A 24,825-nucleotide genomic window follows, 5' to 3' on the forward strand; every position below is an offset into this window, starting at 1 on the left:
ACCGCCGGGCCGTACCCTCGTATGCATGACCAGCGACGACGCGGCACCCTTCGCCTTCTCCCGCTCCATCGAGGCCTGCTCCGCGCTCTCCCCGGCCCAGGCCGAGGACGTGCTCCGGCTGCTCTCGGACTCCGCCCGGACCGATGGACAGCAGGCCGTGTCCGAGCAGGGACGGCTTCAGCTGAGGGGCGGGAGCCGTGAGGGCGTCCGCCATCTGCTGCTGACCGTCGGCGGCGAACTGGTCGGCTACGCACAGCTGGAGGACACCGACCCGGTCGAGGCTCCGGCCGCCGAACTGGTCGTCCATCCTGCGTACCGGGGGCACGGTCACGGACGCGCGCTCGGTACGGCGATGCTCAACGAGTCCGGGAAACGGCTGCGGGTGTGGGCGCACGGCGGTCACTCCGCCGCCCGGCACCTCGCGCAGGTCCTCGGCCTCACCCTCTTCCGCGAACTGCGCCAGATGCGGCGCCCGTTGGAGGGCCTCGACCTGCCCGAGCCGAAGCTGCCGGAGGGGGTGACCGTCCGGACCTTCGTACCGGGCCAGGACGACGCCGCCTGGCTCGCCGTGAACGCCGCCGCGTTCGCCCACCACCCCGAGCAGGGCTCCCTCACCCAGCGCGACCTGGACGACCGGACCGCCGAACCGTGGTTCGACCCGGCCGGCTTCTTCCTCGCCTTCCGCGACGAGGAACTCGTCGGCTTCCACTGGACCAAGGTGCACGCCGAGGAGGGACTGGGCGAGGTGTACGTCCTCGGCGTGCGTCCCGGTGCCCAGGGCGGCGGCCTCGGCAAGGCGCTGACCACGATCGGACTGCGCCACCTCGCCGCCCAGACCCTGCCCACCGCGATGCTCTACGTCGACGCCGACAACAAGGCGGCGGTCTCCGTCTACGAGCGCCTCGGCTTCGTCACCCACGAGACGGACCTGATGTACCGGACCGAGTCCTGAGCCCTCGGTGCGCGAGCACCGCTCCGGAGGCCGAGGTCAGCGGTGGGCGAGGACGGCCGTCCGGCGTCGCCGCAGGGGTTCGGCCAGGGAGCGGGCCCCGACCAGCGACGCCACGACCAGGACACCCGCCCAGCGCCGGTGCGCGTCGTCCCAGTGCGGGTCGGACGGCCCGACGAAGAGCACCCAGCGTTCGGGGAGCAGCAGGGCGGCACCGAAGAACACGCCCAGGAGGCCGGCGGATATCGCGATCCCCGGTTCACCGGCCTCCGAGTGCCGCACGGCGACGAGCGCCCAGGCCAGCGCGAGGACCATGAGGGCGGCCGCCTCCAGGGTGATCCCGCCCATCGGGGGCCGGCCCTCGGCGGGCACGAGGAACAGCGCGGCCGTCCAGCACAGCGCCATGAACGGCACGACGAGCACCAGCCGCAGCCCGGTCCGCACCGGGCGCCTGACCGGCACCGTGGCCGTGGTGTGCCGGGCCGGGTCGTCGAGCAGGAAGGCCAGCCCCAGCGCGAAGGCGAGGGCGGAGGCCCGCAGCAGATTCAGACACAGCCACGGGTCCGGTGGACCGGAGACCGTCCTGGACGCGCCGGCCAGCAGCAGCCCGAGGACGGCCCCTGTCGCCAGGGCCCACAGGGGCAGGCTGCGCCACACGGGGCGGAGCAGTGCACGGGCCACGACGTGCACGGGAGGTGCCTCGGCGGCTTTCACCGGCCGACCGGGACCGCCAGGACCACCAGGACCACCAGGACCACCAGGACCACCTGCGGAAGTCTCTCTCACCCTCTTCACTACTCCTCGCACGAGCCACTCCCCGAGTCGGCCGCGGTGCCCTTGCCACTGACCGGGACGCCGAGCAGTTCGGCCACCCGTGCCGTGGACGTCTTCGGGGACGTCAGCTCCGTCCAGTGCGCCTTCACCTTCGCGGCGACGCTGTAGTGCGGCTTCCGGAGCAGTTCGCGCACCACGGTGGTCTGCTGGGCGGACATGGAGACGGGGCCTGTGGGGGCCAGTGCGACGGCGGAGCCCTTGATGCTGTCGTCGAGCCGGACATCGCGCAGGGACCGCATCGGGTCCGGCTGTGCGCTCAGCGCGAGCCACATGGTGGTCACCACGCGGGCGTCGCACACCCTTCCGGCCTCCTCCTCGGTGCCCGTGACCAGGACCGAGGCGACACCGACCGCGAACTCGGGCAGGCGGTTGCCGCCCCAGCGCGTGCCGACGGTGACATGTCCGGGAGTGGTGGAGGGGGAAATCGCGGCGTCGCTCTCGAGGCCGTCGCGGGCGTCGATCCGCTGGCGCACGGTCAGCCGCTCGCCCCCGGCGGAACCGCCCGCGCGGGACTGGATGCGGTCGACCGCCTCGGCCCAGTCGGCGGTGCGGCCGCTCCACTCCGGGAAGGCGCAGTACGTGGACCGTCCGTGCCGTACACAGGTCTGTTCCTTCTCCGGGCTCACGGACGCCTTGGTGCGGGCCTCGACAAGCGAGGCCGGCACGTCCGGGGACTGCCCGGTCACACCGACGGCCGTCGCGGCGAGGGCGAGGGCGGTCACCGCCTTGACCAGTCTCGTCCGGCCACCGCTCACCAGCACGGCGACGCAGAGCAGCAGGACCACGAGTCCCACCAGATAGAGCGCGTGCCAGGCGGCCGGGCGGCCCAGCAGCTCGGAGGGGAACGGGCTGGCACCCTCCTCCGTGACGACCGGCCCGAGCCAGCGCACCCAGTGCTTCCCCTGGGTGAGCGCGGAGACCAGGGTGCTGAGGACGAACGCGCCGATCACGAAGGGCGGTGCGATGAACCCGACCGGTATCACCCGGGCGAGCAGGACGCCCAGGACACCGGCCAGCAGGACCAGCAGCGGGCCCACGACCAGTTCGGCGGGCGAGCCCTGGCCGACCGCGCCCGGCTTCAGCGCGGCCCAGGTGAACTGGAAGCCGACGACGAGCGCGGTGATCGCGGCGAAAGGCAGGACGGACAGCGCGTGCGCCACCGTACGCCGCCAGTGCTCCATGGGCAGGATGTCGAAGTTCTGGTCTGTGGACTGCCTGCGGGAGCGCAGCACGGCGCGGTTGACGCAGACGAACACGGCGATGGCCAGCAGCAGGGGCGCCTGCTGGGTGTTCCGGTCGACCTCATGGAGGATCGGGAAGTCGTCCTGGCCGTCACCCCCGAGGAACAACCTCCAGCCGGTGTAGCCGACGTACAGAACGAGGAAGAGCAGGACCGGGATCTGGAGCAGCAGTTCGCGTGCCTCGAAGCGGGCGAGGGCCAGGACCGCGGCCGACCGGGACTCCCGGCCCCCGGCAGGCGGCTCCACCCCCGTGGGAGCCGCCTGCGTGATCGTGTCCGTGCCGGCGCTCATGCCGCCACCTCCGCGGTCCGGGTGTCGAGAGTGAGCAAGTAGCCGTCCTCCAGCGTCGGTTCGAGGAGGTCGGCGCCCTCGGGCGGATCGCCGACGTTGCGGAAGGCTCCCGTGCCGGTGCGCCATCCGGCCCGGGCCGAGGGATCGCGCTCCGTGCTGCTCCACACCCGGCCGGCGGCTCGCTCGGTCAGCTCCGCGGGGGTGCCCTCGAAGCGGATGCGGCCGGCGTCCATGACGATCACCCGGTGGCAGAGCATCGCGACGTCCTCGGTCTGGTGGGTGGAGAGCAGGACGGTGCGTCCTTCTCCCGCCTGCGCGATGAGTTCCCTGAAGCGCATGCGCTGTTCGGGGTCGAGGCCGACGGTCGGTTCGTCGAGGACGAGGAAGCCGGGGTCGCCGACGAGTGCGGCGGCCAGCGCGACCCGCTGGCGCATACCGCCGGACAGCCGCTTGATGCGCTTGCCCCGCACATCGGACAGGCCGACGGCCTCCAGCACCCGGCGCACCTCGCGGTGCCGGGCGGTGCGGTCGGTCAGCTCCTTGAGGATCGCCACGTAGTCGACGAACTCGAAGGCGGAGAAGTCCTGGTGGAACCCGGGTGTCTGCGGGAGGTAGCCCAGCGCGCGCCGCACGTCCAGGCGTCCGGCGGTGGTGCCCGGGTCGTGGCCGAGGACCGTGAAGGAGCCCCGGTCGGCGGGCACGGCGGTGGCGAGCACCCGCAACAGGGTCGTCTTTCCGGCGCCGTTGGGCCCGAGGAGTCCGGTGACTCCTTCCCCGAGGCGGAGCGAGACGTCGTCGAGCGCGTGCGTCCCGCCGAAGCGGAGGCTCAGGCCGGAGGCCGAGACGGTGGGAATCATGCTGCGTTCCTGTCGGTGAAGTCGGTGAACGGAAGGCGCGACGCGTCGAACCGGTCCCGCGCGAGATAGAGGAGTACGGCGGCCAGTACCGCGACGGCCCCGGAGACGCTCTGCCCGGCCGCGGTGAACGGGGCGAGCGTGGCATCGGGCTCCGTGGTCGCCCGGGCCACCGCCAGCAGGCCGACCCAGCCGCCGGCGACGAGCGAGGGGGCGAGGACAGGACCGAGCCGGGAGGTGAGCGCGAGTCCGGTCGCTGTGAGTGCGAGGGCGGGCAGCAGCCAGGCCAGGGCGTGCAGTCCGTAGGCGGGGAGGGCGAGGGTCGCCAGGCCGTTGAGTCCCAGGCACACGGTCAGCACCGCGACCGTGCGGATCATCAGGAGCCGGAAGCCGTGCAGGGGCGAGACCACCGCCATCTCGTAGGTCGGGTCGATCCCCGGGCCGTAGGACACCGCGACCCCGGCGAGCGGGAGCAGCGGCGCGAGGGCCAGGAAGAGGATGGGTGTGGCGCCGGCCCGCACCGCGTCGGCGGCGACCACGGTCATGACCAGCAGGGCGCCGATCGAGCCCAGCCAGGAGCGGCGCAGAGCGGGGGAGGCGGTCAGCAACCGTGCCGTGTGGTCGGCGACGCCGAGCCGGACGAGCAGCCACTCGACCGGACCCGGCCGCGGGGCGTCGAGCTCGGCGTCGAGCCGCTCCCAGCCGGCGTCCAGGGCGACTGGGTCGCTGACCGAGGCCAGCGTCTGCCGGCAGCGCGCGCACGCGGCGAGGTGGGTGTCGGCGGACCACAGGCGGGGTGCCGCCAACTCGCCCCGTACATAGGCCCGGAGGTCGTCCTCCGGCACGTGCCAGGTCGTACGGCTTTCTCCGCTCGTCTCACTGCCGTCGCTTCCGTGACGGTCGTCGCTCATGCCAACGCCTCCCGCAACTGCTTGCGCGCACGCAGTGCCCGCGTCTTGACCGTGCCCGGCGGAATGCCGAGCAGGACGGCCGCTTCCCTGGTGGTGAGCCCGTCGATCACCGTGGCCTGGAGCACCGCCCGGAGTTCGGGCGAGAGTCTGGTCAGCGCGCCCGCCAGGTCGCCGTGTTCGACGCCCGCCAGCACGCGTTCCTCCGCCGAGGCCTCGTCACGGTGCCGGAGCCGGGCCAGCGCGCTGCGGAGCCGGCCGCGCGCGCCGTCGCCGCGCATCGTGTCGACGAGGCGCCGTGAGCCGATGCGCCACAGCCAGCCGGCCGGGTCGCCCTCCTCGCGGTAGCGGGCGGTGCCGCGCCACACGGCGAGGAAGGTCTCCTGGACGACGTCGTCGACGATCCCGGCGTCGGCGCACCGGCCGCGCAGGCGCGCCGCCAGCCATGGCGCGTACCTCCGGTACAGCTCTTCGAAGGCACGACGGTCCCCGTCCGCCGCGATGGCCCGCAGCAGCTCTCCGTCGCTTCTCGTTTCCCTCACATCCCCTCATCGGACGAGCCCGGCCGATCGGTTCACACATCGGCCGGGAATTTTCCAACGCCCTCGCACACCTGACGGACGGTCGGCTCCATCACCGCGTCCACCAGCGGGTTCGCCACCCGAGCACGCTCGGATCCAGTACCGGAACGCGCCCGGATCCGACGCCGGAGCAACGCCTTCCGCCCGCCCTCGACTTGACCCCGGCCACCACCTTCCACCACCCTTTCACTACTCAATTAGTGAAAGGGTGGTTGTCCGAGTGGTCACGTACCGCATCGACCGGCGCAGCGGCGTCGCCACCTACGTCCAGATCGTCCAGCAGACGAAGCAGGCGCTCCGGCTCGGCCTCCTCGAACCGGGCGACCGGCTCCCCACGGCCCGCGAGGTCGTGGAAGCCACCGCCATCAACCCGAACACCGTCCTGAAGGCGTACCGCGAACTGGAGCGCGAGGGGCTGGTCGAGGCCAGGCGCGGTCTCGGCACCTTCGTCCGCAGAACGCTCGGCGCGGCCCCGGCCGACTCGCCCCTGCGCGAGGAGCTCGACGCCTGGGCCCGCAGCGCCCGCACCGCGGGCCTTGACCGCGAGGACGTGGCGGCGCTGTTCGCCTCCGTACTGGACGCACATTTCCCGAAGGGGGACCAGTGAGTTCCACCAGCACCACCCGATCCGCCGTCGCCGTCGAGGCGCGCGGTCTCACCGTGCGCCACGGCCGGCGCTCCGCCCCGGCCCTGGACGACTGCTCCTTCCGCCTCCCGGCCGGGCGGGTCAGCGCCCTCGTCGGCCCCAACGGCGCGGGCAAGTCGACGCTGCTGGCGACGGCGGCCGGGCTGCTGCGGCCCGCCGCCGGCGCCCTCACCGTGCTCGGCACCGGGCCGGCCGAGGCACGCGAGCGCATCGCCTACCTGGCCCAGGACAAGCCCCTGCACCCCCAGCTCACGATCGCCGAGACGCTGCGCCTGGGCGCCGAGCTGAACCCCTCCCACTGGGACGCCGCGTACGCCGCCGCGATCGTGGAGCAGGGTTCGCTCGACCCGGGGACCAAGGTCAGGAAGCTGTCGGGCGGCCAGCGGACCCGCGTGGCGCTCGCCCTCGCGCTGGGCAAGAGGCCCGATCTGATGCTGCTGGACGAACCGATGGCCGACCTGGACCCGCTGGCCCGCCACGAACTGCTGGGCACCCTGATGGCGGACGCGGCCGAACGCGGGACCACGGTGCTGATGTCCTCGCACATCGTCACCGAACTGGCCGACGCCTGCGACCACCTGCTGCTCCTGGGGGGCGGACGCGTCCGGCTCGGCGGCGGCCTGGACGACCTGCTCCTCGCGCACACCGTGGTGACCGGCCGCGGCACCCCCGCCGACCTCGCCCCGCACCTTGTCGTCGAGTCCCGCCCCGCCGGCCGCGGCCTCACCGCCCTGATACGCGACGACGGACCGGTGGACGAGCGCTGGCAGGCCGAACGCCCCTCCGTGGAGGAACTGGTCCTCGCCCATCTGCGGTCCCCGGACGTCCCCGCGCTGCTCACCCCCGGCACGACCCCGGCCCCCGAGGCGGTGGCCCGATGAGCGCCGCCGCCCCGACGGCTCCCGCACTCCGCGCCCTGCCCGCGCCGCGCGGCCTGGTCTGGACGGTCCTGCGGCTGCACCGCACCGCGCTGTGGATCTGGACCGGCTTCGTCGTGCTCACCGCCGGACTGCTGCTGTGGCTGTACGGCCCCGGCGCCGACCACACGCAGCACCTGCTCGACACGTACGGCTACGCGGGTGTGCAGCAGGACGCCTGGACCTCCGGCATCATCGGCTCGCCTTTCTCGGGCTCCTACAACGACCTCTTCCAGGACCCCGTCTCCCTGCTGAACATCGCCTCCTTCGCCGTCGCCGTGTTCGCGGCCGGCTCGCTGACCTCACGCGAGCTGGAGAACGGCACCGCGCGCCTGGCCTGGACCCAGTCCGTCACCCCGGCCCGCTGGCTGGCCGCCAAACTGGCGGTGCCCGCGCTGGTGGTCACAGCCGGCACGGGTCTGCTGGTCGTGCTGTACCGGATGCTGTGGAGCGCCCACGCCAATCTCCTGCTGGCCGGCATCGGACCGCGCGCCCTGTACTTCGCCATCGGCCCGGCCACCGTCGCCGCCCCGCTCCTCGGACTGGCCGTCGGCGCCGTCGCCGGTCTCGCGCTGCGCCGCACCCTGCCCGCCCTCGCCGTCGCGGGCACCGCGCAGTACGCGGTCATCGCGTTCCGCGCGAACTCCTGGCCCTTCCAGGGCAGTTACCAGCAGCCCGAACTGTCCGTCCGGAGCCGGGCGATCACCTCCACGGGCAAGGAGATCCCCGACCCGGGCTGCTACGACAGCCACGCGTGTCTCGCCCGGCACGACGTCGTCCGCTTCACCCGCCAGTACCTTCCCTCCCCCGACTACTGGCCCCGCCAGCTCCTGGAGACCGGCGTCCTGCTGGCCGCCACCGTGATCCTGGTCGCCGTCGCCTTCGGCGTCCTGAGGAAGAGGTCGACCTCATGAGCACCCTGACCGGCCGGCGCCCGTCCGGCCCGGCCCCGTACCGCCCGTCCGGCCTGACCTGGACCGTGCTGCGCCTGCACCGCACGGCCCTGTACGTCTGGGGCGCCGCCCTGCTCATCGTCGCGGCGGCCCTGATCTGGATGCACTCCGCCGGACCCACCACCCGTTTCGTCGGCGGCTGCGAGGCGGGGGAGCCGTTCCCGCTGGACTGCGGACCCTTCCGGGAGACCACGGCGCACAAGGTCTACAGCTACAGCCTCGCCCTGGTCTCCGGCTGTGTCACGTACCTGATGTACGCGGTCGCGGCCTGGGCGGGTGCCGCGCTGACCGGCCGCGAGCTGGAGAGCGGCACGGCACGGCTGGCCTGGACCCAGTCCGTCACCCCGGCGCGCTGGCTCGCCACCAGGCTCGCCGTCCCCGCGGTCCTGCTCACGGCGGGCACGACACTGGCGTTCCTGCTCGGCAACTGGACCCGCCATGCCGAAAGCAGGGGCCTGTCCGGCGGCTGGTTCAACACGAACGTCTTCATCTCCTCCGGGCCGGTGGCCGTCGCGTACGCCCTCGCGGGCCTCGCCCTCGGCGCGCTCGCGGGCCTGGTCCTGCGCAGGGCCCTGCCCGCCGCCGCGGCCGCCCTCGCCGCGGCGTACGTCCTGCACGAGGTGCTGGACGGGTTCCGGATGAGCCTGTGGCCCGCCGTGACGGCGACCGGGCAGGCCGCGTTCCAGGTCCCGTACGGCTCCCTGGTCCTCGAACACGGTGCCGTCACCGGCGGCGGCGAGCGCCTGGTCACCGACTGGTCCTGCGTCGGAACCGACGGCACCGCCCTCGAAAGGTGCCTGGAGCGGTCGGGGATGGCCGATTTCTGGACGACGTACCAGCCGGAGTCCCGTTTCTGGCCCCTCCAGCTCGTGGAGAGCGGTCTGCTGCTGGCCCTCGCGGGGCTCGCGACCGCCGCGGCCTTCGCCCTGCTGCGCCGGCGCCATTCGTAACCGGCGGCGGTGCCGGCGGACGCGCACGTGACGCGGGCGGGTGTGGACACGGCTCCCTGACATGCAGACGTCCGGGAGCCTCTCCCCGATATCCCGCACGTCATGTCGCCGTAACCATCGATTCAGGTGACCTTGCGACGCTCGGGGAATGCAGCCCGCCGTGCCTGAGCCTTCTCCCTCGCCGGAGAACGAGCCCTCACCGTCGACGCGGAGTCAGCGTACGCCAGAAAAGCGGAACAGGATCTTCCGAATCAACGCCCTGGCCCCTGCCCTCTCCGACGCGCCGGTCTCGCCCTCGGCACGGAAGAATGGGTCCATGAACCAGCGAAGCGCCCAGGCACCCGTGCAGCACCCGCAGCCCTCCGTCGGCTCCATCGCCGCCCACCGCCCGCACACCGTCGCGGCGAACGTGTCCGATCTGGAGCCCGACCTCGACGCCGACCTCGACGCGTACGAGGACGCCTCGCAGGACGGGATCATGCTGCCGCAAGGTCGTTTCCTGGACCGCGAGCGCAGCTGGCTGGCGTTCAACGAGCGCGTTCTGGAACTCGCCGAGGACCCGAACACGCCCCTCCTGGAGCGCGCCAACTTCCTGGCGATCTTCGCCAGCAACCTGGACGAGTTCTTCATGGTCCGGGTGGCCGGCCTCAAGCGCCGCATCGCCACCGGCGTGGCCACCAAGTCCGCCTCGGGCCTGCAGCCCCGCGAGGTCCTGGAGATGATCTGGGCCCGCTCCCGGGAACTCATGGCCCGGCACGCGGCCTGCTACCAGGAGGACGTCGCCCCCGCGCTCGCGGAGGAAGGCGTCCACCTGGTCCGCTGGAACGAGCTGACCGAGAAGGAGCAGGCCCGCCTGTTCACCCTCTTCCGGCACCAGATCTTCCCGGTCCTGACCCCGCTGGCGGTCGACCCCGCGCACCCCTTCCCGTACATCTCGGGCCTGTCCCTGAACCTCGCCGTCGTCGTACGGAACCCGGTCAGCGGCCACCGGCACTTCGCGCGCGTCAAGGTCCCGCCGCTGCTCTCCCGCTTCCTGGAGGCCTCCCCGAACCGCTACGTCCCCATCGAGGACGTGATCGCGGCCCACCTGGAGGAGCTCTTCCCGGGCATGGAGGTCCTCGAGCACCACACCTTCCGGCTCACCCGCAACGAGGACCTGGAGGTCGAGGAGGACGACGCCGAGAACCTCCTGCAGGCCCTGGAGAAGGAGCTCATGCGGCGCCGCTTCGGCCCGCCGGTGCGCCTGGAGGTCGAGGAGTCCATCGACCGCTACGTCCTCGACCTGCTCGTGCGCGAGCTGAAGATCTCCGAGGCGGAGGTGTACCCGCTGCCCGGTCCCCTGGACCTCACGGGCCTCTTCGGCATCGGCTCCCTCGACCGGCCCGAGCTGAAGTACCCCAAGTTCATCGCCGGCACCCACCGCGACCTCGCGGAGGTCGAGTCGGCGTCGCCGCCCGACATCTTCGCCGCGCTGCGCGAGCGCGACGTCCTGCTGCACCACCCGTACGACTCCTTCTCCACCTCGGTGCAGGCCTTCCTGGAGCAGGCCGCCGCCGACCCGGACGTGCTCGCCATCAAGCAGACGCTGTACCGCACCTCCGGCGACTCCCCGATCGTCGACGCGCTGATAGACGCGGCCGAGTCCGGCAAGCAGGTCCTCGTCCTGGTCGAGATCAAGGCCCGCTTCGACGAGCAGGCGAACATCAAGTGGGCCCGCAAGCTCGAGGAGTCCGGCTGCCACGTGGTGTACGGCCTCGTCGGCCTGAAGACCCACTGCAAGCTGTCCCTCGTGGTCCGGCAGGAGGGCGACACCCTGCGCCGCTACTCCCACGTCGGCACCGGCAACTACCACCCGAAGACCGCCCGGCTGTACGAGGACCTCGGACTGCTCACCGCCGACCCCCAGGTCGGCGCGGACCTCTCCGACCTCTTCAACCGGCTCTCGGGGTACTCGCGCCGCGAGACCTACCGCCGTCTGCTCGTCGCGCCCAAGTCCCTGCGCGACGGCCTGATAGCGCGGATCAACAAGGAAGTGCAGCACCACAAGGCCGGGCGTCCCGCCTTCGTCCGCATCAAGGTCAACTCGATGGTGGACGAGGCGCTCATCGACGCGCTGTACCGCGCTTCCCAGGCCGGCGTGCCGGTCGACGTGTGGGTGCGCGGGATCTGCGCCGTGCGCCCTGGCGTCACGGGCCTGTCCGAGAACATACGGGTCCGTTCCGTCCTCGGCCGCTTCCTGGAGCACTCCCGGGTCTTCACCTTCGGCAACGGAGGCGAGCCCGAGGTGTGGATCGGCAGCGCCGACATGATGCACCGCAACCTCGACCGGCGGATCGAGGCCCTGGTCAGGGTCACCGACCCGGCTCACCGCGCAGCCCTCAACCGGCTGCTGGAGACCGGCATGTCCGACACCACGGCCTCCTGGCACCTCGGCCCCGACGGCGAGTGGATCCGCCACGCGACCGACGCGGAGGGCCAGCCCCTGCGGAACGTCCAGGAGATGCTCATAGACGCCCGGAGGCGCCGGCGTGGCACAGCAGCACCTTGATCCCCCCACCGGCTCCGTGGCCGGGACGGCCCCCAGGGCCTCGGCCCCCCTCGACGAGGGAGGTGCACCGATCGGTGACGCCCTCGCGGGCTATCTGCGGGCCCAGGCCACGGAGTTCCTCCGCTCGCTGCGCCAGCACCGGGAGACCGGCGGCGCGGCGAGCGGAGGGGGGGAGTCCGGTGACGCGGCGCGCTCCCTGCGCCGCTCCGCCCGCCGCATCAGCGGCAGCCTGCACACCTTCCGGCCGCTCCTCGACGCGGACTGGTCGGAGAGGATGCGCCCCGAACTGGCCTGGCTGTCGGGCACCCTGGCACGCGAACACGCCTACTCCGCGCGCCTGGAACGGCTGCTCGGCGCGCTGAACCGGCTGTCGGGCACGGTCAGCCTGCCCGGCCAGGGCACGACCGGGTCCTCCAAGTCGGGCGGTCTGACCGTCGGCGCCGCGAAGGCGGGCGCGCTCCTCGACCGCCAGCTGACCCTCGCCCGCACCCGCGCCCACTCGGCGGCCCTCCAGGCCCTCGGCTCCTCCCGCTTCCACGCCGTCGCCGACAGCGTCGCCGTGCTCGCCAGCGAGGTTCCGCTGGTCCCGGCCGCGGACACCGCCGATCTGCGTCCGCTGGCCGCCGCGGCCCAGGACCGGCTGGCCGACGCCGTCACCGCGCTGCCGCTGGTCGTCGCGGGCCGCCCCTACAACGCGGAAGCCCTCGTGCACGGCCTCTCCGCCGACACCGCTCCCCAGCCGCAGGACACGTCCTGGCACCAGGTCCGGCTGCTGCTGCGGCTGCACCGCTACGCCGACGAGGTGCTGCACCGGGGGGAACGCCCCGTCGACGCCCGCCTGCTCGGCGCGGGCAAGGCGCTCAACCGGCACCGGGACGCGGCGGAGGCCGCCGCCGCCGCGGCCGCCGCCGCCCGCACCCCGCGCATCGCGCCGGCGACCGCGTACGCGCTCGGCGTGCTGCACGCCGACCAGCGGCACGAGGTGGAGGCGGCACGGTTCGCCTTCCAGCAGGCCTGGCAGAAGGAAGCCGTACCCACCCCCTGAGGGAGGCCCCATGGCCGACGACGACACCATCCGAGCAGCGGGCTGCGTCCTGTGGCGCCGGTCCCCGGTCGACTCCGCGCTGGAGATCTGCCTCGTCCACCGGCCCAAGTACGACGACTGGTCGCACCCCAAGGGCAAGCTGAAACACGGCGAGGAGTTCCTGGCCGGCGCGCTGCGCGAGGTCGAGGAGGAGACGGGCTACGACGCCGTCCCCGGCGCCGTCCTCCCCACGATCCGCTACGTCGTCGGCGAGCGCCCCAAGGAGGTCCGCTACTGGGCCGCCGAGGCGGCCGAGGGCCGCTTCGTCCCGAACGACGAGGTCGACCGCGTGCTCTGGCTCTCCCCCACCGCCGCCCGCCACCGTCTCACCCAGCCCCGCGACCGCGATCTGGTCGACGCGCTGCTGGACGCGCTGCGTCCGGCCTGACGTGTTCCCCTGTATAGGAGGACGCTGCTCCCGGCATCCGGCGCGGCGTCCCGCCTTGCGCGGAAGCGGCTCCCGGGGAGCCGCAGACGGCCACTCACCGTAGTGGGCGCGCCCTTCGCTGTTGCTCATGAGGAAATCGGGGCGAATGAGCCATGACGGGAACGTGGGCACCACCCATCACGTACACACCCGTTCGATTACCTGGAGTTTCCCTTCCGGACCCCTCGGCCGGGACATGCCCGTGTCCTCGACGTGAGCGTTCCGTGACCTCACCGCACCGCCGTCAGGGGTTCACCCTCCGTTCATTTACGGCCTTCGGCGCCTTCACCTGATCTGCTTAATTTCGGCCTTACGCGGTGCGAAGGACGCCTTCGGACGAACCCTTCACCTCGCTACGGATCGCAGTTCACAGACATCGCACGCCGCCACCTGACGGCGGCTCCTGGAAGGAACTCCCGAAGTGAAGCTTCAGCGCATGAACCGGCGGGCCCTCACCCTCGGTGCTCTCGCCGTCTCCGGCGCCCTGGCCCTCACGGCGTGCGGTTCTGACGACACCGGCAACAGCAACGGTGGCGGCAGCTCGGCCTCGGCCAGCAACAACAGCGCCATCAAGTGTGACGACGCCAAGGGCCAGCTGCAGGCTTCCGGCTCCTCCGCGCAGAAGAACGCGATCGACGCCTGGGTCAAGGCCTTCACGGCCGCCTGCAAGGACGTCCAGATCAACTACAACCCGACCGGTTCGGGCGCCGGCGTCACCGCCTTCACCCAGGGCCAGACCGCGTTCGCCGGTTCGGACTCGGCGCTCAAGCCCGAGGACGCCGCGGCCGCCAAGAAGGCCTGCGGCGGCAACGCCGCGATCGACCTGCCCATGGTCGGCGGCCCCATCGCGGTCGGCTACAACGTCCCCGGTGTCGACAACCTCGTCCTGGACGCCTCGACGATCGCCAAGATCTTCGACGGCAAGATCACGAAGTGGGACGACGCGGCCATCGCGAAGCTGAACCCCGACGCGAAGCTGCCCTCCACCAAGATCCAGGCCTTCCACCGCTCGGACGAGTCCGGCACCACGGACAACTTCACCAAGTACCTGAAGGCCGTCGCCCCGGCCGACTGGAAGTACTCCGGCGGCAAGGCCTGGCAGGCGAAGGGCGGCCAGTCCGCCCAGGGCTCCTCCGGTCTCGCCCAGCAGGTGAACCAGACCCCCGGCGCGATCTCGTACTTCGAGCTCTCCTACGCCACCGGCGACGTCAAGGCCGCCTCCCTCAAGACGGACGCCGCCGCCCCGGCCGCCGCCACCGTCGAGAACGCCACCAAAGCCATCGCCGCCGCCAAGGTCGTCGGCACCGGCAACGACCTGGCGCTCGAGCTGAACTACAAGCCGACCGCCGAGGGTGCCTATCCGCTCACGCTGGTCACCTACGAGATCCTCTGCGAGAAGGGCAACAAGGCCGACACCCTGGCCGCCACCAAGGCCTTCCTCACCTACACCGCGAGCGAGGACGGCCAGAAGCAGCTCACCGCCGCCCAGTACGCGCCGATCCCCGCCGAGATCATCACCAAGGTTCGTTCCACCATCGCGAACCTGAGCTGACCCGAGTGTGCGGCCCGCCTCGCCGAGGCGGGCCGCACCGTCCGGTGCACCGCCGCCTGGAGCCGCCACTCGATCCGGCTCCGCAGACCGGAGACTCACGATGGACATATCGACACAGAGCACTGAAGCACCTCCCCCCACCCCACGATCTTCCGGTGCCGCGCGCAAGCGCGCCGCCCGCGGCGCCACCCGCGCCGGAGACCGCGTCTTCCTCGCGCTCTCCCGGGGTTCCGGCATCCTCCTCCTGGTGATCATGGCCGCCATCGCGGTCTTCCTCACCTACCGCGCCTCGCTCGCGCTCAGCAAGAACGAGGGCAACTTCCTCACCACCTTCGAGTGGAACACCAACCTCGTGCCGCCGGTCTTCGGCATCGCGGTGCTGGCCTTCGGCACGATCGTCTCCGCGGTCATCGCCATGGCCCTCGCGGTCCCGGTCGCGGTCGGCATCGCCCTGTTCATCACGCACTACGCGCCGCGCAAGCTCGGCGGACCCATCGCGTACGTGATCGACCTGCTCGCCGCCGTCCCCTCCATCGTGTACGGCCTCTGGGGCGCCATCGTCCTCGTGCCGCACCTGAACGGGCTGTTCGGCTGGCTCGACGAGTACTTCGGCTGGACCGGCATCTTCACCTGGCAGGACGGTGCGCCCCGCTCGATGCTCACCGTCGGCATCCTGCTCGCGATCATGATCCTGCCGATCATCACCAACGTGAGCCGTGAGGTCTTCCGCCAGGCCCCGCAGATGCACCAGGAAGCCGCACTGGCCCTCGGCGCCACGCGCTGGGAGGTCATCCGCATGTCGGTGCTGCCCTTCGGCCGCTCCGGCGTGATCTCCGCCTCGATGCTCGGCCTCGGCCGCGCGCTCGGCGAGACGATGGCCGTCGCCACCGTGCTCTCCCCGAGCTTCGACATCCAGGCCAGCCTGCTCGACCCGGGCGGCGGCACCTTCGCGCAGAACATCGCGGCCAAGTTCAACGAGGCCACCGTGTTCGGCCAGGACGCCCTGATCGCCTCGGGTCTCGTCCTGTTCGTGATCACCCTGCTGGTGAACGGCGCGGCGCGCTTCATCATCAACCGCCGCAAGGAGTACTCGGGGGCCAACGCATGAGTAACGCACCCGTCCTCCGCAAGCACGCCAGCACGCTGCGCGGCGGCCGCCTTCCCAAGTGGTCCCCCTGGGCCATCGCGGCGGGATCCGTCGCGGCCGGCATCGGCATCTCCCTCGCCGCCGGCCTGGACAGCAAGGTCCAGTGGGGCCTGATCGCCGCGATCGTCTTCGTCCTCGGTACGTACGTGGCCGCCGCGCGCGTCGAGGGCCGCCGCCAGGCCAAGGACCGTGTCGCCACCAGCCTGGTGTGGGTCTGCTTCATCGTCGCCGTCGTCCCGCTGGTCTCCCTGATCTGGGAGACGGTCAAGCGCGGTGTGAAGGTCTTCGACACCTACTTCCTGAGCCACTCCATGGGTGTGGTCGCCGACGCCGAGACCGGTGGCGGCATCTACCACGCGCTCATCGGCACCCTGGAGCAGGTGGGCATCGCCTCGCTCATCGCCGTGCCGATCGGTGTGCTGACCGCGATCTACCTCGTCGAGTACGGCCGGGGCAAGCTCGCCAAGGCCGTCACCTTCTTCGTCGACGTCATGACGGGCATCCCGTCGATCGTCGCCGGTCTGTTCATCCTCAGCTTCTGGATCCTGATCCTGGACATGGGCTACTCCGGCTTCGCCGGCGCGATGGCCCTGTCGATCCTGATGATGCCCGTGGTGGTCCGCTCCACCGAGGAGATGCTCAAGCTCGTCCCGAACGAGCTGCGCGAGGCCTCCCTCGCCCTCGGCATCCCGAAGTGGCGCACCATCCTCAAGGTGGTCCTGCCGACGTCCATCGGCGGCATCACCACGGGCGTGATGCTCGCCGTCGCGCGCATCACCGGTGAGACCGCCCCGGTGCTGCTGCTGGTGTGGGGCACGGGCTTCATCAACAACAACCCGTTCGACGGCCCGCAGGCCTCGCTGCCGCTGTACATCTACCGGCAGTACTCCGCGGGAACCCCGGCGTCCGTCGACAGGGCCTGGGCGGCGGCGCTCGCCCTCATCCTGTTCGTCATGATCCTCAACATGGGAGCCCGCGCCATCGCGCGCTGGAAGGCACCCAAGACGGGCCGCTGACGCGGCCGATCAGCGACCCGATCCTTTCGAAAGAAGCAGTGACTGACATGGCCAAGCGAATCGACGTGAGCGGTCTGACCGCCTACTACGGCGCCCACAAGGCGATCGAAGACATCTCCATGACGGTCGAGCCCCGCTCCGTGACGGCCTTCATCGGCCCCTCCGGCTGCGGCAAGTCGACCTTCCTGCGCACCCTGAACCGCATGCACGAGGTCACCCCCGGCGGCCGTGTCGAGGGCAAGGTGCTGCTCGACGACGAGGACCTGTACGGGAACGGCATAGACCCCGTCGCCGTGCGCCGGACCATCGGCATGGTCTTCCAGCGCCCCAACCCCTTCCCCACCATGTCGATCTTCGACAACGTGGCGGCGGGCCTGAAGCTCAACGGCAGCTACAAGAAGTCCGAGCTCGGCGACATCGTGGAGCGGTCCCTCAAGGGCGCGAACCTCTGGAACGAGGTCAAGGACCGGCTGAACAAGCCCGGGTCCGGCCTGTCCGGCGGTCAGCAGCAGCGTCTGTGCATCGCGCGGGCGATCGCGGTGGAGCCGCAGGTCCTCCTCATGGACGAGCCCTGCTCGGCCCTGGACCCGATCTCCACCCTCGCCATCGAGGACCTGATCGGTGAGCTGAAGGAGCGCTTCACGATCGTCATCGTGACGCACAACATGCAGCAGGCCGCCCGCGTCTCCGACCGCACCGCGTTCTTCAACCTCTCCGCGGTGGGCCAGCCCGGCCGCCTCATCGAGATCGACGACACGGAGCGCATCTTCTCCAACCCGTCCGTCCAGGCCACGGAGGACTACATCTCCGGCCGCTTCGGCTGACCGGACCGCCTCCCGAATCCCCTCGCGGTGCTGCATGGCGGTGCCACCGCGAGGACGAGAAGGGCCCGCCCCTGGCTCCCGGGGGCGGGCCCGTCGTCGTACGGGTGGACGATCCGCACCCGGTCCGTGCCGGACAGGCCCTGGAGGGGGCTGCCGGCGTACTGCTTCTCCCGGCCGCTGCACGTGGCCGTCAGCACCACGCCGTCGTCCCGGAGGCAGACCTTGATGCAGTCGCTGCCGGCCTTCCAGTAGCCGAGGACGCCAGCGCCGTCCGAGTCGTTGTCGCAGACTCCGAAGTGGTCGCCGTAGCTCTCGTAAACGAAATGATCTCCCCTTCGATGAAGGGGAGATCACTTTCACGAAGGGGACTTCACGTTCACAGGAACGCGAGGTTCACGACCCAGAAGCCGACTGCGGCCACGAGCGCCGCGGCCGGCATGGTGATGAACCAGCCGAGGACGATGTTCTTGGCGACGCCCCACCGCACGGCGTTCACCCGCTTCGTCGCACCGACACCCATGATCGCCGAGGTGATGACATGGGTCGTGGAGATCGGCGCCTTGAAGATGTAGGCCGTGGCGAACATGATCGACGCACCGGTCGTCTCCGCCGCGAAGCCCTGCGGCGGATCGAGCTCGATGATCTTCCGCCCGAGCGTCCGCATGATGCGCCAGCCGCCCGCGTACGTCCCCAGCGACAGCATCGTCGCGCAGACGATCTTCACCCAGACCGGGATCGGGTCGTTCGCCCCCTGCTCACCGGCGATGACCAGCGCCATCACCACGATGCCCATCGTCTTCTGGGCGTCCTGGAGACCGTGCCCGAGCGCCATGCCGGCCGCGGACACCGTCTGCGCGATACGGAAACCGCGCTTGGTCTTGTGCGGGTTGGAACGCCGGAACAGCCACATGATCACGGTCATCACGAGATAGCCGACGAGCAGGCCGACGAGCGGCGACAGGAACATCGGGATGATGACCTTGTCGAGGACGCCGCTCCAGTAGACCGTCGTGCCACCGGCCAGGGCCGCGCCGACCATGCCGCCGAACAGCGCGTGCGAGGACGAGGACGGCAGACCGAAGTACCAGGTGATCAGGTTCCAGGTGATCGCGCCGACGAGCGCCGCGAAGAGGATGCCCATCCCCTTCGAGCCCTCGGGCGTCTGGATCAGCCCCTCACTGACGGTCTTGGCGACCCCGCTGCCGAGGAACGCGCCGGCGAGGTTCATCACCGCGGCCATGGCGAGCGCGGCCCGCGGCGTCAGGGCACGCGTGGACACGGAGGTGGCGATGGCGTTCGCCGAGTCGTGGAAGCCGTTCGTGTACGTGAAACCGAGCGCGACCCCGATGGTCACGATCAAAGCGAAGGTGTCCATGAACGGGTCAGGACTCCTTGACGGCGATGGTCTCCACCGTGTTCGCCACGTGCTCGAACGCGTCGGCCGCTTCTTCCAGCACGTCCACGATCTGCTTGAGCTTCAGCACCTCGATGGCGTCGTACTTGCCGTTGAAGAGATGGGCCAGCAGCTTGCGGTGGATCTGGTCGGCCTGGTTCTCCAGACGGTTGACCTCGATCCAGTACTCCGTGAGGTTGTCCATGGTCCGCAGGTTGGGCATGGCCTCGGCGGTCAGCTCCGCGGCCCGCGACAGGACCTCGATCTGCTGCTCGACGCCCTTGGGGAGTTCCTCGACGTTGTAGAGGACGACCAGGTCGACGGCCTCCTCCATGAAGTCCATGATGTCGTCGAGGGACGAGGCGAGGCTGTAGATGTCCTCGCGGTCGAAGGGCGTGATGAAGGAGGAGTTCAGCTGGTGGAAGATCGCGTGCGTCGCGTCGTCACCAGCGTGTTCCGCGGCCCGCATACGCTCTGCGATCTCGGCCCGAGCGGAAGCGTCCGCCCCGAGCAGTTCCATCAGGAGCTTCGAGCCCGTGACGATGTTGTCCGCGGACGCGGAGAACATGTCGTAGAAGCTCGTCTCCCTGGGGGTCAGACGAAAGCGCACGTTGGGGTCCTCGGGGTGCTTCGGTTGGGACAGGCTGATGCTAGGCGCATCATCCAGCCACGGCTAACGGGCCGCCACCCAGTGTCGCCCATCGAGCACGGTGGTCGGCACGGGGTCCGGCACCAGGGCCGGGCAAGAATTCACTACCCCGCAAAGTTCGGTACGATATACCCACCAGGGGTATATGTAAGTGGCGTTTCAGACAGGATCGCCGATCGGATCCAGCAGGAGGACGCGATGACGACCACCGAGGCCGGCGCGGCGACGCCCTCCGGCGAGGCGCAGGAGATCGTGACCGACCACGACCGCGGCATCCACGGCTACCACCAGCAGAAGGACGAGCACCTGAAGCGGCTGCGCCGCATCGAGGGGCAGATCCGCGGCCTCCAGCGCATGGTCGACGAGGACGTCTACTGCATCGACATACTCACCCAGGTGTCCGCCTCCACCAAGGCCCTCCAGTCCTTCGCCCTCCAGCTCCTGGAGGAGCACCTGCGCCACTGCGTGGCGGACGCGGCGCTCAAGGGCGGCGACGAGATCGACGCGAAGGTCGAGGAAGCGACGAAGGCGATCGGCCGCCTGCTGCGCACCTGAGCGGCCCGCCGGTCACGGAAGGCCGGCGGAACCACGCGAAACGTGAGAGATACGACGCATGTGACATCCGCGACGCGCGTGCTCCGGCCACCGGGGACGGGGCCGAAAAGGACTAGTCCTCCACGCCCCGCCGCTCGGGTGCGCGTTCTTCGGCCACTTTCAGCACCGCGTCGATGCTCTCCAGGCTGAGGCGGTCCTCATGGGCCGCCGAGGCCGCGATGATCAGCTCGCCGCACAGGTCGATCTCGGCGAGGGCCACGTGGTCCTGAACTGCCGTACCGCCGAGCGGAGCCACGCGCATCACCTCTTCCTGCCGTCACCGACTTCCTAGGGTAGGGAGCGGCCTACACACCGCGCATGGCACGGAAGGGCCATTTCCGGCCCTCCTGTGAAGCTACGGCTCCGGATGCTCTTGCCCGTCTCCCCGGAAGCCACTACTCCGCGATCTTCCCCGCGTAGATGTCCGAGGGTTCCGGCAGCCGTACGACGGCGGGAGCACCGAAGTCGTACAGCAGGAGCGTCGACGCGACGGCGACGGTGCCCTTCCGCTGTCCGTTGACGAAGCTGAACCGGTACCGGACCTTGCGCAGCCGCCCCTGGTCGTCGACGTAGGCGTCGAACGGCACCGCGGTGGTGGCGAACCCCTTCGCCGCCGCCGTCAGGGCCGGCCGCTGCGCCGCCGAGGCGCCCCGCGCGGCGGCCTCGAGGTCGGCGGTCCCGCGGTGGTGCCGGACCGGGATCCCGGCGACCTCGGTCCTCCCCACGTAGGTCACCGACCGCGCGCCGCGCAGCAGTTCGGCCGCGGCGTACGGATCGGTGGCGCCGCCCGTGACCAGATTGCCGTCCGTGAGCCCGGCCGTCGCCACGCGCACCCATTTGTCGGCCGGCACGCCGGCGCCCCGATTCTTCATGAACAGGGCACCCGGAGTCAGCAGTTCGGTGATCGGACGGTGCTCGGCCGCGCCGGCCGGGTCCTGCGGCAGCACCACCTTCAGCCGCCCCGTCTGCTTCCTGAAGTCGTACACGCCCCGCCCCCGGATGGTGACCCGGGTCCCTCCGGTGGCCATCTCCATCGACGTACTGGCCTTCGCGCTGCCGGCGCGCTCCAGCACGGACACCGCCTCGCGCAGCGTCCCGACGGTGCCGGACCCGGTGCGCGCGTCCTGCGCGGCCGCACCGCCGCCCGAGCACCCGGTACCACAGACCATGAGCCCCGCCGCGACGAACGCGACCAGGGCCGCCGCCCGTTCCTGCTGCTGCGCCACCATCGTCCACCGACCCCCAGCCGGTCCGTCCCGGGCCTTCCCGTCGTTCCGCTTAACGACAGGTGGGGACGCCCGTCACGCGGCAGGAATCCGTTCGCCCGGCATGGGTAACGTTGTGGGTGTGGAGCACCTGGACGAGACGGACCCCCTCCCCGGCCACCGGACGACGACCGTCGAGCAAGGCCCCTTCTGCCTGGCCCGCTGCACCTGCGGCTGGCGGGGCCCGGCCCGCCGCGCCAGAAGCCAGGCCCGCACGGACGCGACGACCCACGCCCTGACGGCCCCCGTCTGACCCACCGGCCTTCCTCGCCCCCTCCGCCCCCACCCTTCCCACCCCTGGGGCTCCGCCCCCGGACCCCCGCTCCTCAAACGCCGGAGGGGCTGGATCTTGCCGACCGGGGCTGAACAGTCACCACGACGCACCCGCGGCCGGGATCCGGCACAAGGCAACCGGAATGGCCACCACCGATCACCCGCAGTCGGCAGCGCGCGGAAGGGGCCGTGCCGGTACATCGAATGCCCGCAGGCCGGACGGATCGGAACCCCCTGCGCTTCACAGCGCCGCTGGGATCCGTCCGGATGCGGGCGGATGTACCGGCACGGCCCCGACCCACCCACCGGGCCTCACCCACCGGGCCCCACCCACCGGACCGGAACCGCACCCGTAGCAGTTCTGCGACATACGCGCGGAACCCCCGGACCCGGGCACCCGTCTCGTTCCAAGGAACCCACGGGAGGCACACATGCAGCGGCGTTCGTTCATCGGCGGAGCCACCGCCGTTCTCGCGGCGGCGGCGACGTCCGCCTGCAACGGCGGCGACAAGGGGGGCAACCACGCCGACGGCAAGGCCGGGAGCACGAGCGGCACCGCCACCGACACCGCGGCCGACACCACCGGCATACGCACGGCGACCGCGGCCAACCGCGCGGCCGCCAACTGGACCGCGCTGGGACACCAGCTGGACGGCGCCCTGATCCGCCCCGGCGACCACAGCTGGCCCGCCGCCCACCAGCTGTACAACACGCGCTTCGACAACCTGAAGCCCGCCGCCGTCGCCTACGTCGCACACGCCGACGACATCCGCACGACCATGGACTACGCCCGCGCCCACGGCGTGAAGGTGTCCATCCGCAACGGAGGCCACTCCTACGCGGGTTGGTCCTCCGGCGACGGCCGCCTGATCATCGACGTCTCCAAGCTGAACAGGATCCGCGCCTCGGCGAACGAGGCGGTCGTCGGCGCCGGTTCCAAGCTGATCGACGTCTACCGCGCCCTGGCCGCGAAGGGCGTCACCATCCCCGCCGGTTCCTGCCCCACCGTGGGCGTCTCCGGACTGACCCTGGGCGGCGGCCACGGCGTCGTGTCCCGGGCGTACGGACTGACCTGCGACAGCCTCACCCAGGCGACGCTGATCACCGCCGACGGCAAGCAGCTCACCGCGAACGCCACCCAGAACAAGGACCTGTTCTGGGCGCTGCGCGGCGCCGGCAACGGCAACTTCGGCGTCGTCACCGAGCTCCGCTTCAAGACCCACCCGGCGCCCCAGGGCGTCTCGGCGTACATGACCTGGCCGTGGGCCAAGGCCGCCGCGGTGGTCAAGGCGTGGCAGGAGTGGGGCCCGACCCAGCCCGACGAGATCTGGTCGTCCTGCCACCTGGCCTGCGCGGCCGGCGGCGCCCCCACCGTCTCCATAGCCGCCTTCTCCCTCGGCACCTACGGCGAGCTCCAGAACGCGGTGGACCGGCTGGCCGACCGGATCGGCTCCCCCGCGCGCAGCGTCACCCTCAAGCGGCGCTCGTACGAGGACGCGATGGAGGTGTACGCGGGCTGCTCGTCGTTCGCCGCGGACGCCCAGTGCCATCTGCCGGGCTCGACGCCGGGCCGCAGCCCGCAGGGCGCCCTCGGCCGCGAGACGTACGCGGCCCGCTCGGACTTCTTCGACCGCTCGATACCGGCGGCCGGGATCCAGACGCTCCTGAACCAGATCTCCGCGGTCCGCGGCGGCGCGGGCAGCATCGCGCTCACCGCGCTCGGCGGCGCCGTCAACCGCGTCGCGCCCACGTCCACCGCGTTCGTGCACCGCCGCTCGCGCATGCTCGCCCAGTACATCGCGTCCTGGCGGGCGGGCACCTCCGGCACCACCGCCCAGTCCTGGCTGACGGGCGCCCACAACGCGATGGGCCGGTACGCCTCGGGCGCGGCCTACCAGAACTACACCGACGCGACGCTGACGAACTGGCGCAAGGCGTACTACGGCGACGCGGCCGCCCGTCTGACGACCCTGAAGCGGCAGTACGACCCGAACCGCTTCTTCTCGTTCCCCCAGGCGCTCTGATCCGACAGGCGCTCTGATCCGACAGGCGCTCTGATCCGAGGAACCCCGGAACGGGACCTACGCGGCGAGGTCCCGTTCCTCCGTGTGCTCGGCCCGCGCCCCCGGGATCAGCTTCTCCTCCCCGGCGGGTGCGGCACCGCGCGCGCGGATCAGCCGGCCGACGCGGGGCGCCGCCTCCACGGCCTTCATGACCGGGGTCAACAGGGCCATGGCGAGCGGCGACAGCAGCAGGACGACGGCCGTGCCGAGCGCGAACCCGCCGATGACGTCCGTCGGGTAGTGCACGCCCATGAAGACCCGGCAGAACCCTTCGAGCAGCGCCAGAGCTATCCCGGCGAGCCCGAACCTCCGGTTGGCGAGGAAGAGTCCGACGCCCATCGCCATCGTGATCGTCGCGTGGTCGCTGACGAAGGAGAAGTCGGTCTTGCCGCCCACGAGGACGTCCAGTCCCTGGTGGTCCACGAAGGGGCGCGGACGCTCCACGAAACCCCTTATCGGGACGTTCACCAGGAGCGCGACACCGGCCGCGAGCGGTGTCCAGACGAGCGCGGCCACGGAGGCCGCCGCGTCGGTTCCGCCCCGCCGCCGTACGGTCGCCCAGCACCACACGACCAGCAGGACCATCGCGAGCAGGAGTCCCCACTCGCCGACGAACTCCACGATCCGGTCGAACCAGTGCGGCGTGTGCTCGGCCAGGCCGTTGATCTCGTAGAGCAGGTCGACGTCGGGGTTCGAACCGGATTCGGCGAGTTGCGCCATGGCGCTGCGGCCCCTTCGTCGTCGTTCACCCGCGGCCACGCCCTTTCGCGCGCCGCTCGATCCCACCCCCGTGGTTGTAGATCACTTCTCTACGTCAAAAGGAACGCACGGTCCCCTTCAATACGTTCCACCCTCCACGGAATGAT

Annotated in this window: 26 protein-coding genes; 15 read left to right on the plus strand and 11 right to left on the minus strand. The window is 71.2% G+C overall.

The annotated features are described in order from the left end of the window. Positions 1–25: 25 nt before the first annotated feature. The gene (gene mshD, locus ACICHK_RS19030; protein ID WP_406837858.1) at positions 26–952 is read left to right on the plus strand and encodes a mycothiol synthase; all 927 of its coding nucleotides are present in this window, start codon (positions 26–28) and stop codon (positions 950–952) included. Between the two features lie 36 nt (positions 953–988). Here the strand turns inward: mshD and ACICHK_RS19035 are convergent, their stop codons facing one another. The 5 genes from ACICHK_RS19035 to ACICHK_RS19055 all read right to left on the minus strand — a co-directional run bounded on the left by ACICHK_RS19035 (position 989) and on the right by ACICHK_RS19055 (position 5,619). Further along, positions 989–1,630: an ABC transporter gene (locus ACICHK_RS19035; protein ID WP_406837859.1), complete on the minus strand. Its 642-nt coding sequence runs from the start codon at positions 1,628–1,630 to the stop codon at positions 989–991. A 113-nt stretch (positions 1,631–1,743) separates the two neighbouring features. Beyond that, the gene (locus ACICHK_RS19040; RefSeq protein ID WP_406837860.1) at positions 1,744–3,315 is read right to left on the minus strand and encodes an ABC transporter permease; all 1,572 of its coding nucleotides are present in this window, start codon (positions 3,313–3,315) and stop codon (positions 1,744–1,746) included. Next, on the minus strand, positions 3,312–4,172 hold the full coding sequence (locus tag ACICHK_RS19045; RefSeq protein ID WP_406837861.1) for an ABC transporter ATP-binding protein: 861 nt from the start codon (positions 4,170–4,172) through the stop codon (positions 3,312–3,314). The genes ACICHK_RS19040 and ACICHK_RS19045 overlap by 4 nt, the downstream gene beginning before the upstream one ends. Then, positions 4,169–5,080, minus strand: a complete 912-nt coding sequence (locus ACICHK_RS19050; RefSeq protein ID WP_406837862.1) for a zf-HC2 domain-containing protein — start codon at positions 5,078–5,080, stop codon at positions 4,169–4,171. The genes ACICHK_RS19045 and ACICHK_RS19050 overlap by 4 nt, the downstream gene beginning before the upstream one ends. Next, on the minus strand, positions 5,077–5,619 hold the full coding sequence (locus ACICHK_RS19055) for an RNA polymerase sigma factor (RefSeq protein WP_406837863.1): 543 nt from the start codon (positions 5,617–5,619) through the stop codon (positions 5,077–5,079). Before ACICHK_RS19055 ends, ACICHK_RS19050 begins: the two co-directional genes overlap by 4 nt. Positions 5,620–5,878: 259 nt before the next feature. Here ACICHK_RS19055 and ACICHK_RS19060 point away from each other — a divergent pair, with 259 nt between their 5' ends. The 11 genes from ACICHK_RS19060 to pstB all read left to right on the plus strand — a co-directional run bounded on the left by ACICHK_RS19060 (position 5,879) and on the right by pstB (position 17,722). Then, the gene (locus tag ACICHK_RS19060; protein ID WP_406837864.1) at positions 5,879–6,265 is read left to right on the plus strand and encodes a GntR family transcriptional regulator; all 387 of its coding nucleotides are present in this window, start codon (positions 5,879–5,881) and stop codon (positions 6,263–6,265) included. Next, a complete protein-coding gene (locus ACICHK_RS19065) occupies positions 6,262–7,185 on the plus strand; it encodes an ABC transporter ATP-binding protein (protein ID WP_406837865.1) in 924 nt (307 codons plus the stop codon). The genes ACICHK_RS19060 and ACICHK_RS19065 overlap by 4 nt, the downstream gene beginning before the upstream one ends. Further along, entirely contained in the window at positions 7,182–8,135 is a 954-nt protein-coding gene (locus tag ACICHK_RS19070; protein ID WP_406837866.1) for a hypothetical protein, read from the plus strand. The genes ACICHK_RS19065 and ACICHK_RS19070 overlap by 4 nt, the downstream gene beginning before the upstream one ends. Then, entirely contained in the window at positions 8,132–9,124 is a 993-nt protein-coding gene (locus tag ACICHK_RS19075; protein ID WP_406837867.1) for a hypothetical protein, read from the plus strand. The genes ACICHK_RS19070 and ACICHK_RS19075 overlap by 4 nt, the downstream gene beginning before the upstream one ends. Positions 9,125–9,440: 316 nt before the next feature. After that, positions 9,441–11,672 carry an RNA degradosome polyphosphate kinase gene (locus ACICHK_RS19080; protein WP_151472735.1) on the plus strand — a complete coding sequence of 744 codons (2,232 nt, stop codon included), beginning with the start codon at positions 9,441–9,443 and terminating at the stop codon, positions 11,670–11,672. Then, positions 11,653–12,717: a CHAD domain-containing protein gene (locus tag ACICHK_RS19085; RefSeq protein ID WP_406837868.1), complete on the plus strand. Its 1,065-nt coding sequence runs from the start codon at positions 11,653–11,655 to the stop codon at positions 12,715–12,717. The genes ACICHK_RS19080 and ACICHK_RS19085 overlap by 20 nt, the downstream gene beginning before the upstream one ends. 10 nt (positions 12,718–12,727) lie before the next feature. Then, the gene (locus ACICHK_RS19090) at positions 12,728–13,144 is read left to right on the plus strand and encodes an NUDIX hydrolase (RefSeq protein WP_406837869.1); all 417 of its coding nucleotides are present in this window, start codon (positions 12,728–12,730) and stop codon (positions 13,142–13,144) included. A gap of 460 nt (positions 13,145–13,604) precedes the next feature. Continuing rightward, the gene (gene pstS / locus ACICHK_RS19095) at positions 13,605–14,735 is read left to right on the plus strand and encodes a phosphate ABC transporter substrate-binding protein PstS (protein ID WP_406837870.1); all 1,131 of its coding nucleotides are present in this window, start codon (positions 13,605–13,607) and stop codon (positions 14,733–14,735) included. A 100-nt stretch (positions 14,736–14,835) separates the two neighbouring features. Beyond that, positions 14,836–15,843, plus strand: a complete 1,008-nt coding sequence (pstC, locus tag ACICHK_RS19100) for a phosphate ABC transporter permease subunit PstC (RefSeq protein ID WP_406837871.1) — start codon at positions 14,836–14,838, stop codon at positions 15,841–15,843. Beyond that, the gene (pstA, locus tag ACICHK_RS19105; RefSeq protein WP_406837872.1) at positions 15,840–16,898 is read left to right on the plus strand and encodes a phosphate ABC transporter permease PstA; all 1,059 of its coding nucleotides are present in this window, start codon (positions 15,840–15,842) and stop codon (positions 16,896–16,898) included. The genes pstC and pstA overlap by 4 nt, the downstream gene beginning before the upstream one ends. 47 nt (positions 16,899–16,945) lie before the next feature. Next, positions 16,946–17,722 carry a phosphate ABC transporter ATP-binding protein PstB gene (gene pstB / locus ACICHK_RS19110; protein ID WP_151472740.1) on the plus strand — a complete coding sequence of 259 codons (777 nt, stop codon included), beginning with the start codon at positions 16,946–16,948 and terminating at the stop codon, positions 17,720–17,722. Here the strand turns inward: pstB and ACICHK_RS19115 are convergent. From ACICHK_RS19115 to ACICHK_RS19125, 3 genes are all read right to left on the minus strand, one after another. After that, on the minus strand, positions 17,698–17,922 hold the full coding sequence (locus ACICHK_RS19115) for a hypothetical protein (RefSeq protein WP_406837873.1): 225 nt from the start codon (positions 17,920–17,922) through the stop codon (positions 17,698–17,700). The genes pstB and ACICHK_RS19115 overlap by 25 nt on opposite strands. Before the next feature lie 176 nt (positions 17,923–18,098). Continuing rightward, positions 18,099–19,097 carry an anion permease gene (locus ACICHK_RS19120; protein WP_406837874.1) on the minus strand — a complete coding sequence of 333 codons (999 nt, stop codon included), beginning with the start codon at positions 19,095–19,097 and terminating at the stop codon, positions 18,099–18,101. Positions 19,098–19,104: 7 nt separating this feature from the next. Continuing rightward, the gene (locus ACICHK_RS19125) at positions 19,105–19,725 is read right to left on the minus strand and encodes a DUF47 domain-containing protein (RefSeq protein WP_103554218.1); all 621 of its coding nucleotides are present in this window, start codon (positions 19,723–19,725) and stop codon (positions 19,105–19,107) included. Positions 19,726–19,962: 237 nt separating this feature from the next. On the opposite strand from ACICHK_RS19125, the gene ACICHK_RS19130 reads away from it, so the two are divergent. Next, complete coding sequence (locus ACICHK_RS19130) at positions 19,963–20,319, plus strand: metal-sensitive transcriptional regulator (RefSeq protein WP_151472742.1); 357 nt, start codon at positions 19,963–19,965, stop codon at positions 20,317–20,319. Between the two features lie 112 nt (positions 20,320–20,431). Here the strand turns inward: ACICHK_RS19130 and ACICHK_RS19135 are convergent, their stop codons facing one another. Beyond that, on the minus strand, positions 20,432–20,620 hold the full coding sequence (locus ACICHK_RS19135; RefSeq protein WP_103554216.1) for a hypothetical protein: 189 nt from the start codon (positions 20,618–20,620) through the stop codon (positions 20,432–20,434). A 133-nt stretch (positions 20,621–20,753) separates the two neighbouring features. Next, positions 20,754–21,587, minus strand: coding sequence for a hypothetical protein (locus ACICHK_RS19140; RefSeq protein WP_406837875.1), 834 nt, complete (start codon positions 21,585–21,587; stop codon positions 20,754–20,756). Positions 21,588–21,687: 100 nt separating this feature from the next. On the opposite strand from ACICHK_RS19140, the gene ACICHK_RS19145 reads away from it, so the two are divergent. Together ACICHK_RS19145 and ACICHK_RS19150 are read left to right on the plus strand one after the other, a co-directional pair. Further along, positions 21,688–21,876, plus strand: a complete 189-nt coding sequence (locus ACICHK_RS19145; RefSeq protein WP_151472744.1) for a hypothetical protein — start codon at positions 21,688–21,690, stop codon at positions 21,874–21,876. Positions 21,877–22,327: 451 nt separating this feature from the next. After that, the gene (locus ACICHK_RS19150) at positions 22,328–23,920 is read left to right on the plus strand and encodes an FAD-binding oxidoreductase (RefSeq protein WP_406837876.1); all 1,593 of its coding nucleotides are present in this window, start codon (positions 22,328–22,330) and stop codon (positions 23,918–23,920) included. Between the two features lie 57 nt (positions 23,921–23,977). Here the strand turns inward: ACICHK_RS19150 and ACICHK_RS19155 are convergent, their stop codons facing one another. After that, on the minus strand, positions 23,978–24,679 hold the full coding sequence (locus tag ACICHK_RS19155) for a phosphatase PAP2 family protein (RefSeq protein ID WP_406837877.1): 702 nt from the start codon (positions 24,677–24,679) through the stop codon (positions 23,978–23,980). Between the last annotated feature and the right edge of the window lie 146 nt (positions 24,680–24,825).

This window comes from Streptomyces sp. AHU1, from assembly GCF_045343905.1.
GTDB lineage: Bacteria > Actinomycetota > Actinomycetes > Streptomycetales > Streptomycetaceae > Streptomyces > Streptomyces triticiradicis.

Excerpts from the sequence above, each read along its gene's own strand:
- ACICHK_RS19070 (WP_406837866.1), top strand. The coding sequence starts at position 7,182 with ATGAGCGCCGCCGCCCCGACGGCTCCCGCACTCCGCGCCCTGCCCGCG.
- ACICHK_RS19150 (WP_406837876.1), top strand. The coding sequence starts at position 22,328 with ATGCAGCGGCGTTCGTTCATCGGCGGAGCCACCGCCGTTCTCGCGGCG.
- ACICHK_RS19155 (WP_406837877.1), bottom strand. The coding sequence starts at position 24,679 with ATGGCGCAACTCGCCGAATCCGGTTCGAACCCCGACGTCGACCTGCTC.
- ACICHK_RS19045 (WP_406837861.1), bottom strand. The coding sequence starts at position 4,172 with ATGATTCCCACCGTCTCGGCCTCCGGCCTGAGCCTCCGCTTCGGCGGG.
- pstB (WP_151472740.1), top strand. The coding sequence starts at position 16,946 with ATGGCCAAGCGAATCGACGTGAGCGGTCTGACCGCCTACTACGGCGCC.
- ACICHK_RS19130 (WP_151472742.1), top strand. The coding sequence starts at position 19,963 with ATGACGACCACCGAGGCCGGCGCGGCGACGCCCTCCGGCGAGGCGCAG.
- ACICHK_RS19140 (WP_406837875.1), bottom strand. The coding sequence starts at position 21,587 with ATGGTGGCGCAGCAGCAGGAACGGGCGGCGGCCCTGGTCGCGTTCGTC.
- ACICHK_RS19145 (WP_151472744.1), top strand. The coding sequence starts at position 21,688 with ATGGGTAACGTTGTGGGTGTGGAGCACCTGGACGAGACGGACCCCCTC.
- mshD (WP_406837858.1), top strand. The coding sequence starts at position 26 with ATGACCAGCGACGACGCGGCACCCTTCGCCTTCTCCCGCTCCATCGAG.
- ACICHK_RS19135 (WP_103554216.1), bottom strand. The coding sequence starts at position 20,620 with ATGCGCGTGGCTCCGCTCGGCGGTACGGCAGTTCAGGACCACGTGGCC.
- ACICHK_RS19050 (WP_406837862.1), bottom strand. The coding sequence starts at position 5,080 with ATGAGCGACGACCGTCACGGAAGCGACGGCAGTGAGACGAGCGGAGAA.
- ACICHK_RS19090 (WP_406837869.1), top strand. The coding sequence starts at position 12,728 with ATGGCCGACGACGACACCATCCGAGCAGCGGGCTGCGTCCTGTGGCGC.
- ACICHK_RS19075 (WP_406837867.1), top strand. The coding sequence starts at position 8,132 with ATGAGCACCCTGACCGGCCGGCGCCCGTCCGGCCCGGCCCCGTACCGC.
- ACICHK_RS19120 (WP_406837874.1), bottom strand. The coding sequence starts at position 19,097 with ATGGACACCTTCGCTTTGATCGTGACCATCGGGGTCGCGCTCGGTTTC.
- ACICHK_RS19080 (WP_151472735.1), top strand. The coding sequence starts at position 9,441 with ATGAACCAGCGAAGCGCCCAGGCACCCGTGCAGCACCCGCAGCCCTCC.
- pstA (WP_406837872.1), top strand. The coding sequence starts at position 15,840 with ATGAGTAACGCACCCGTCCTCCGCAAGCACGCCAGCACGCTGCGCGGC.
- pstC (WP_406837871.1), top strand. The coding sequence starts at position 14,836 with ATGGACATATCGACACAGAGCACTGAAGCACCTCCCCCCACCCCACGA.
- ACICHK_RS19040 (WP_406837860.1), bottom strand. The coding sequence starts at position 3,315 with ATGAGCGCCGGCACGGACACGATCACGCAGGCGGCTCCCACGGGGGTG.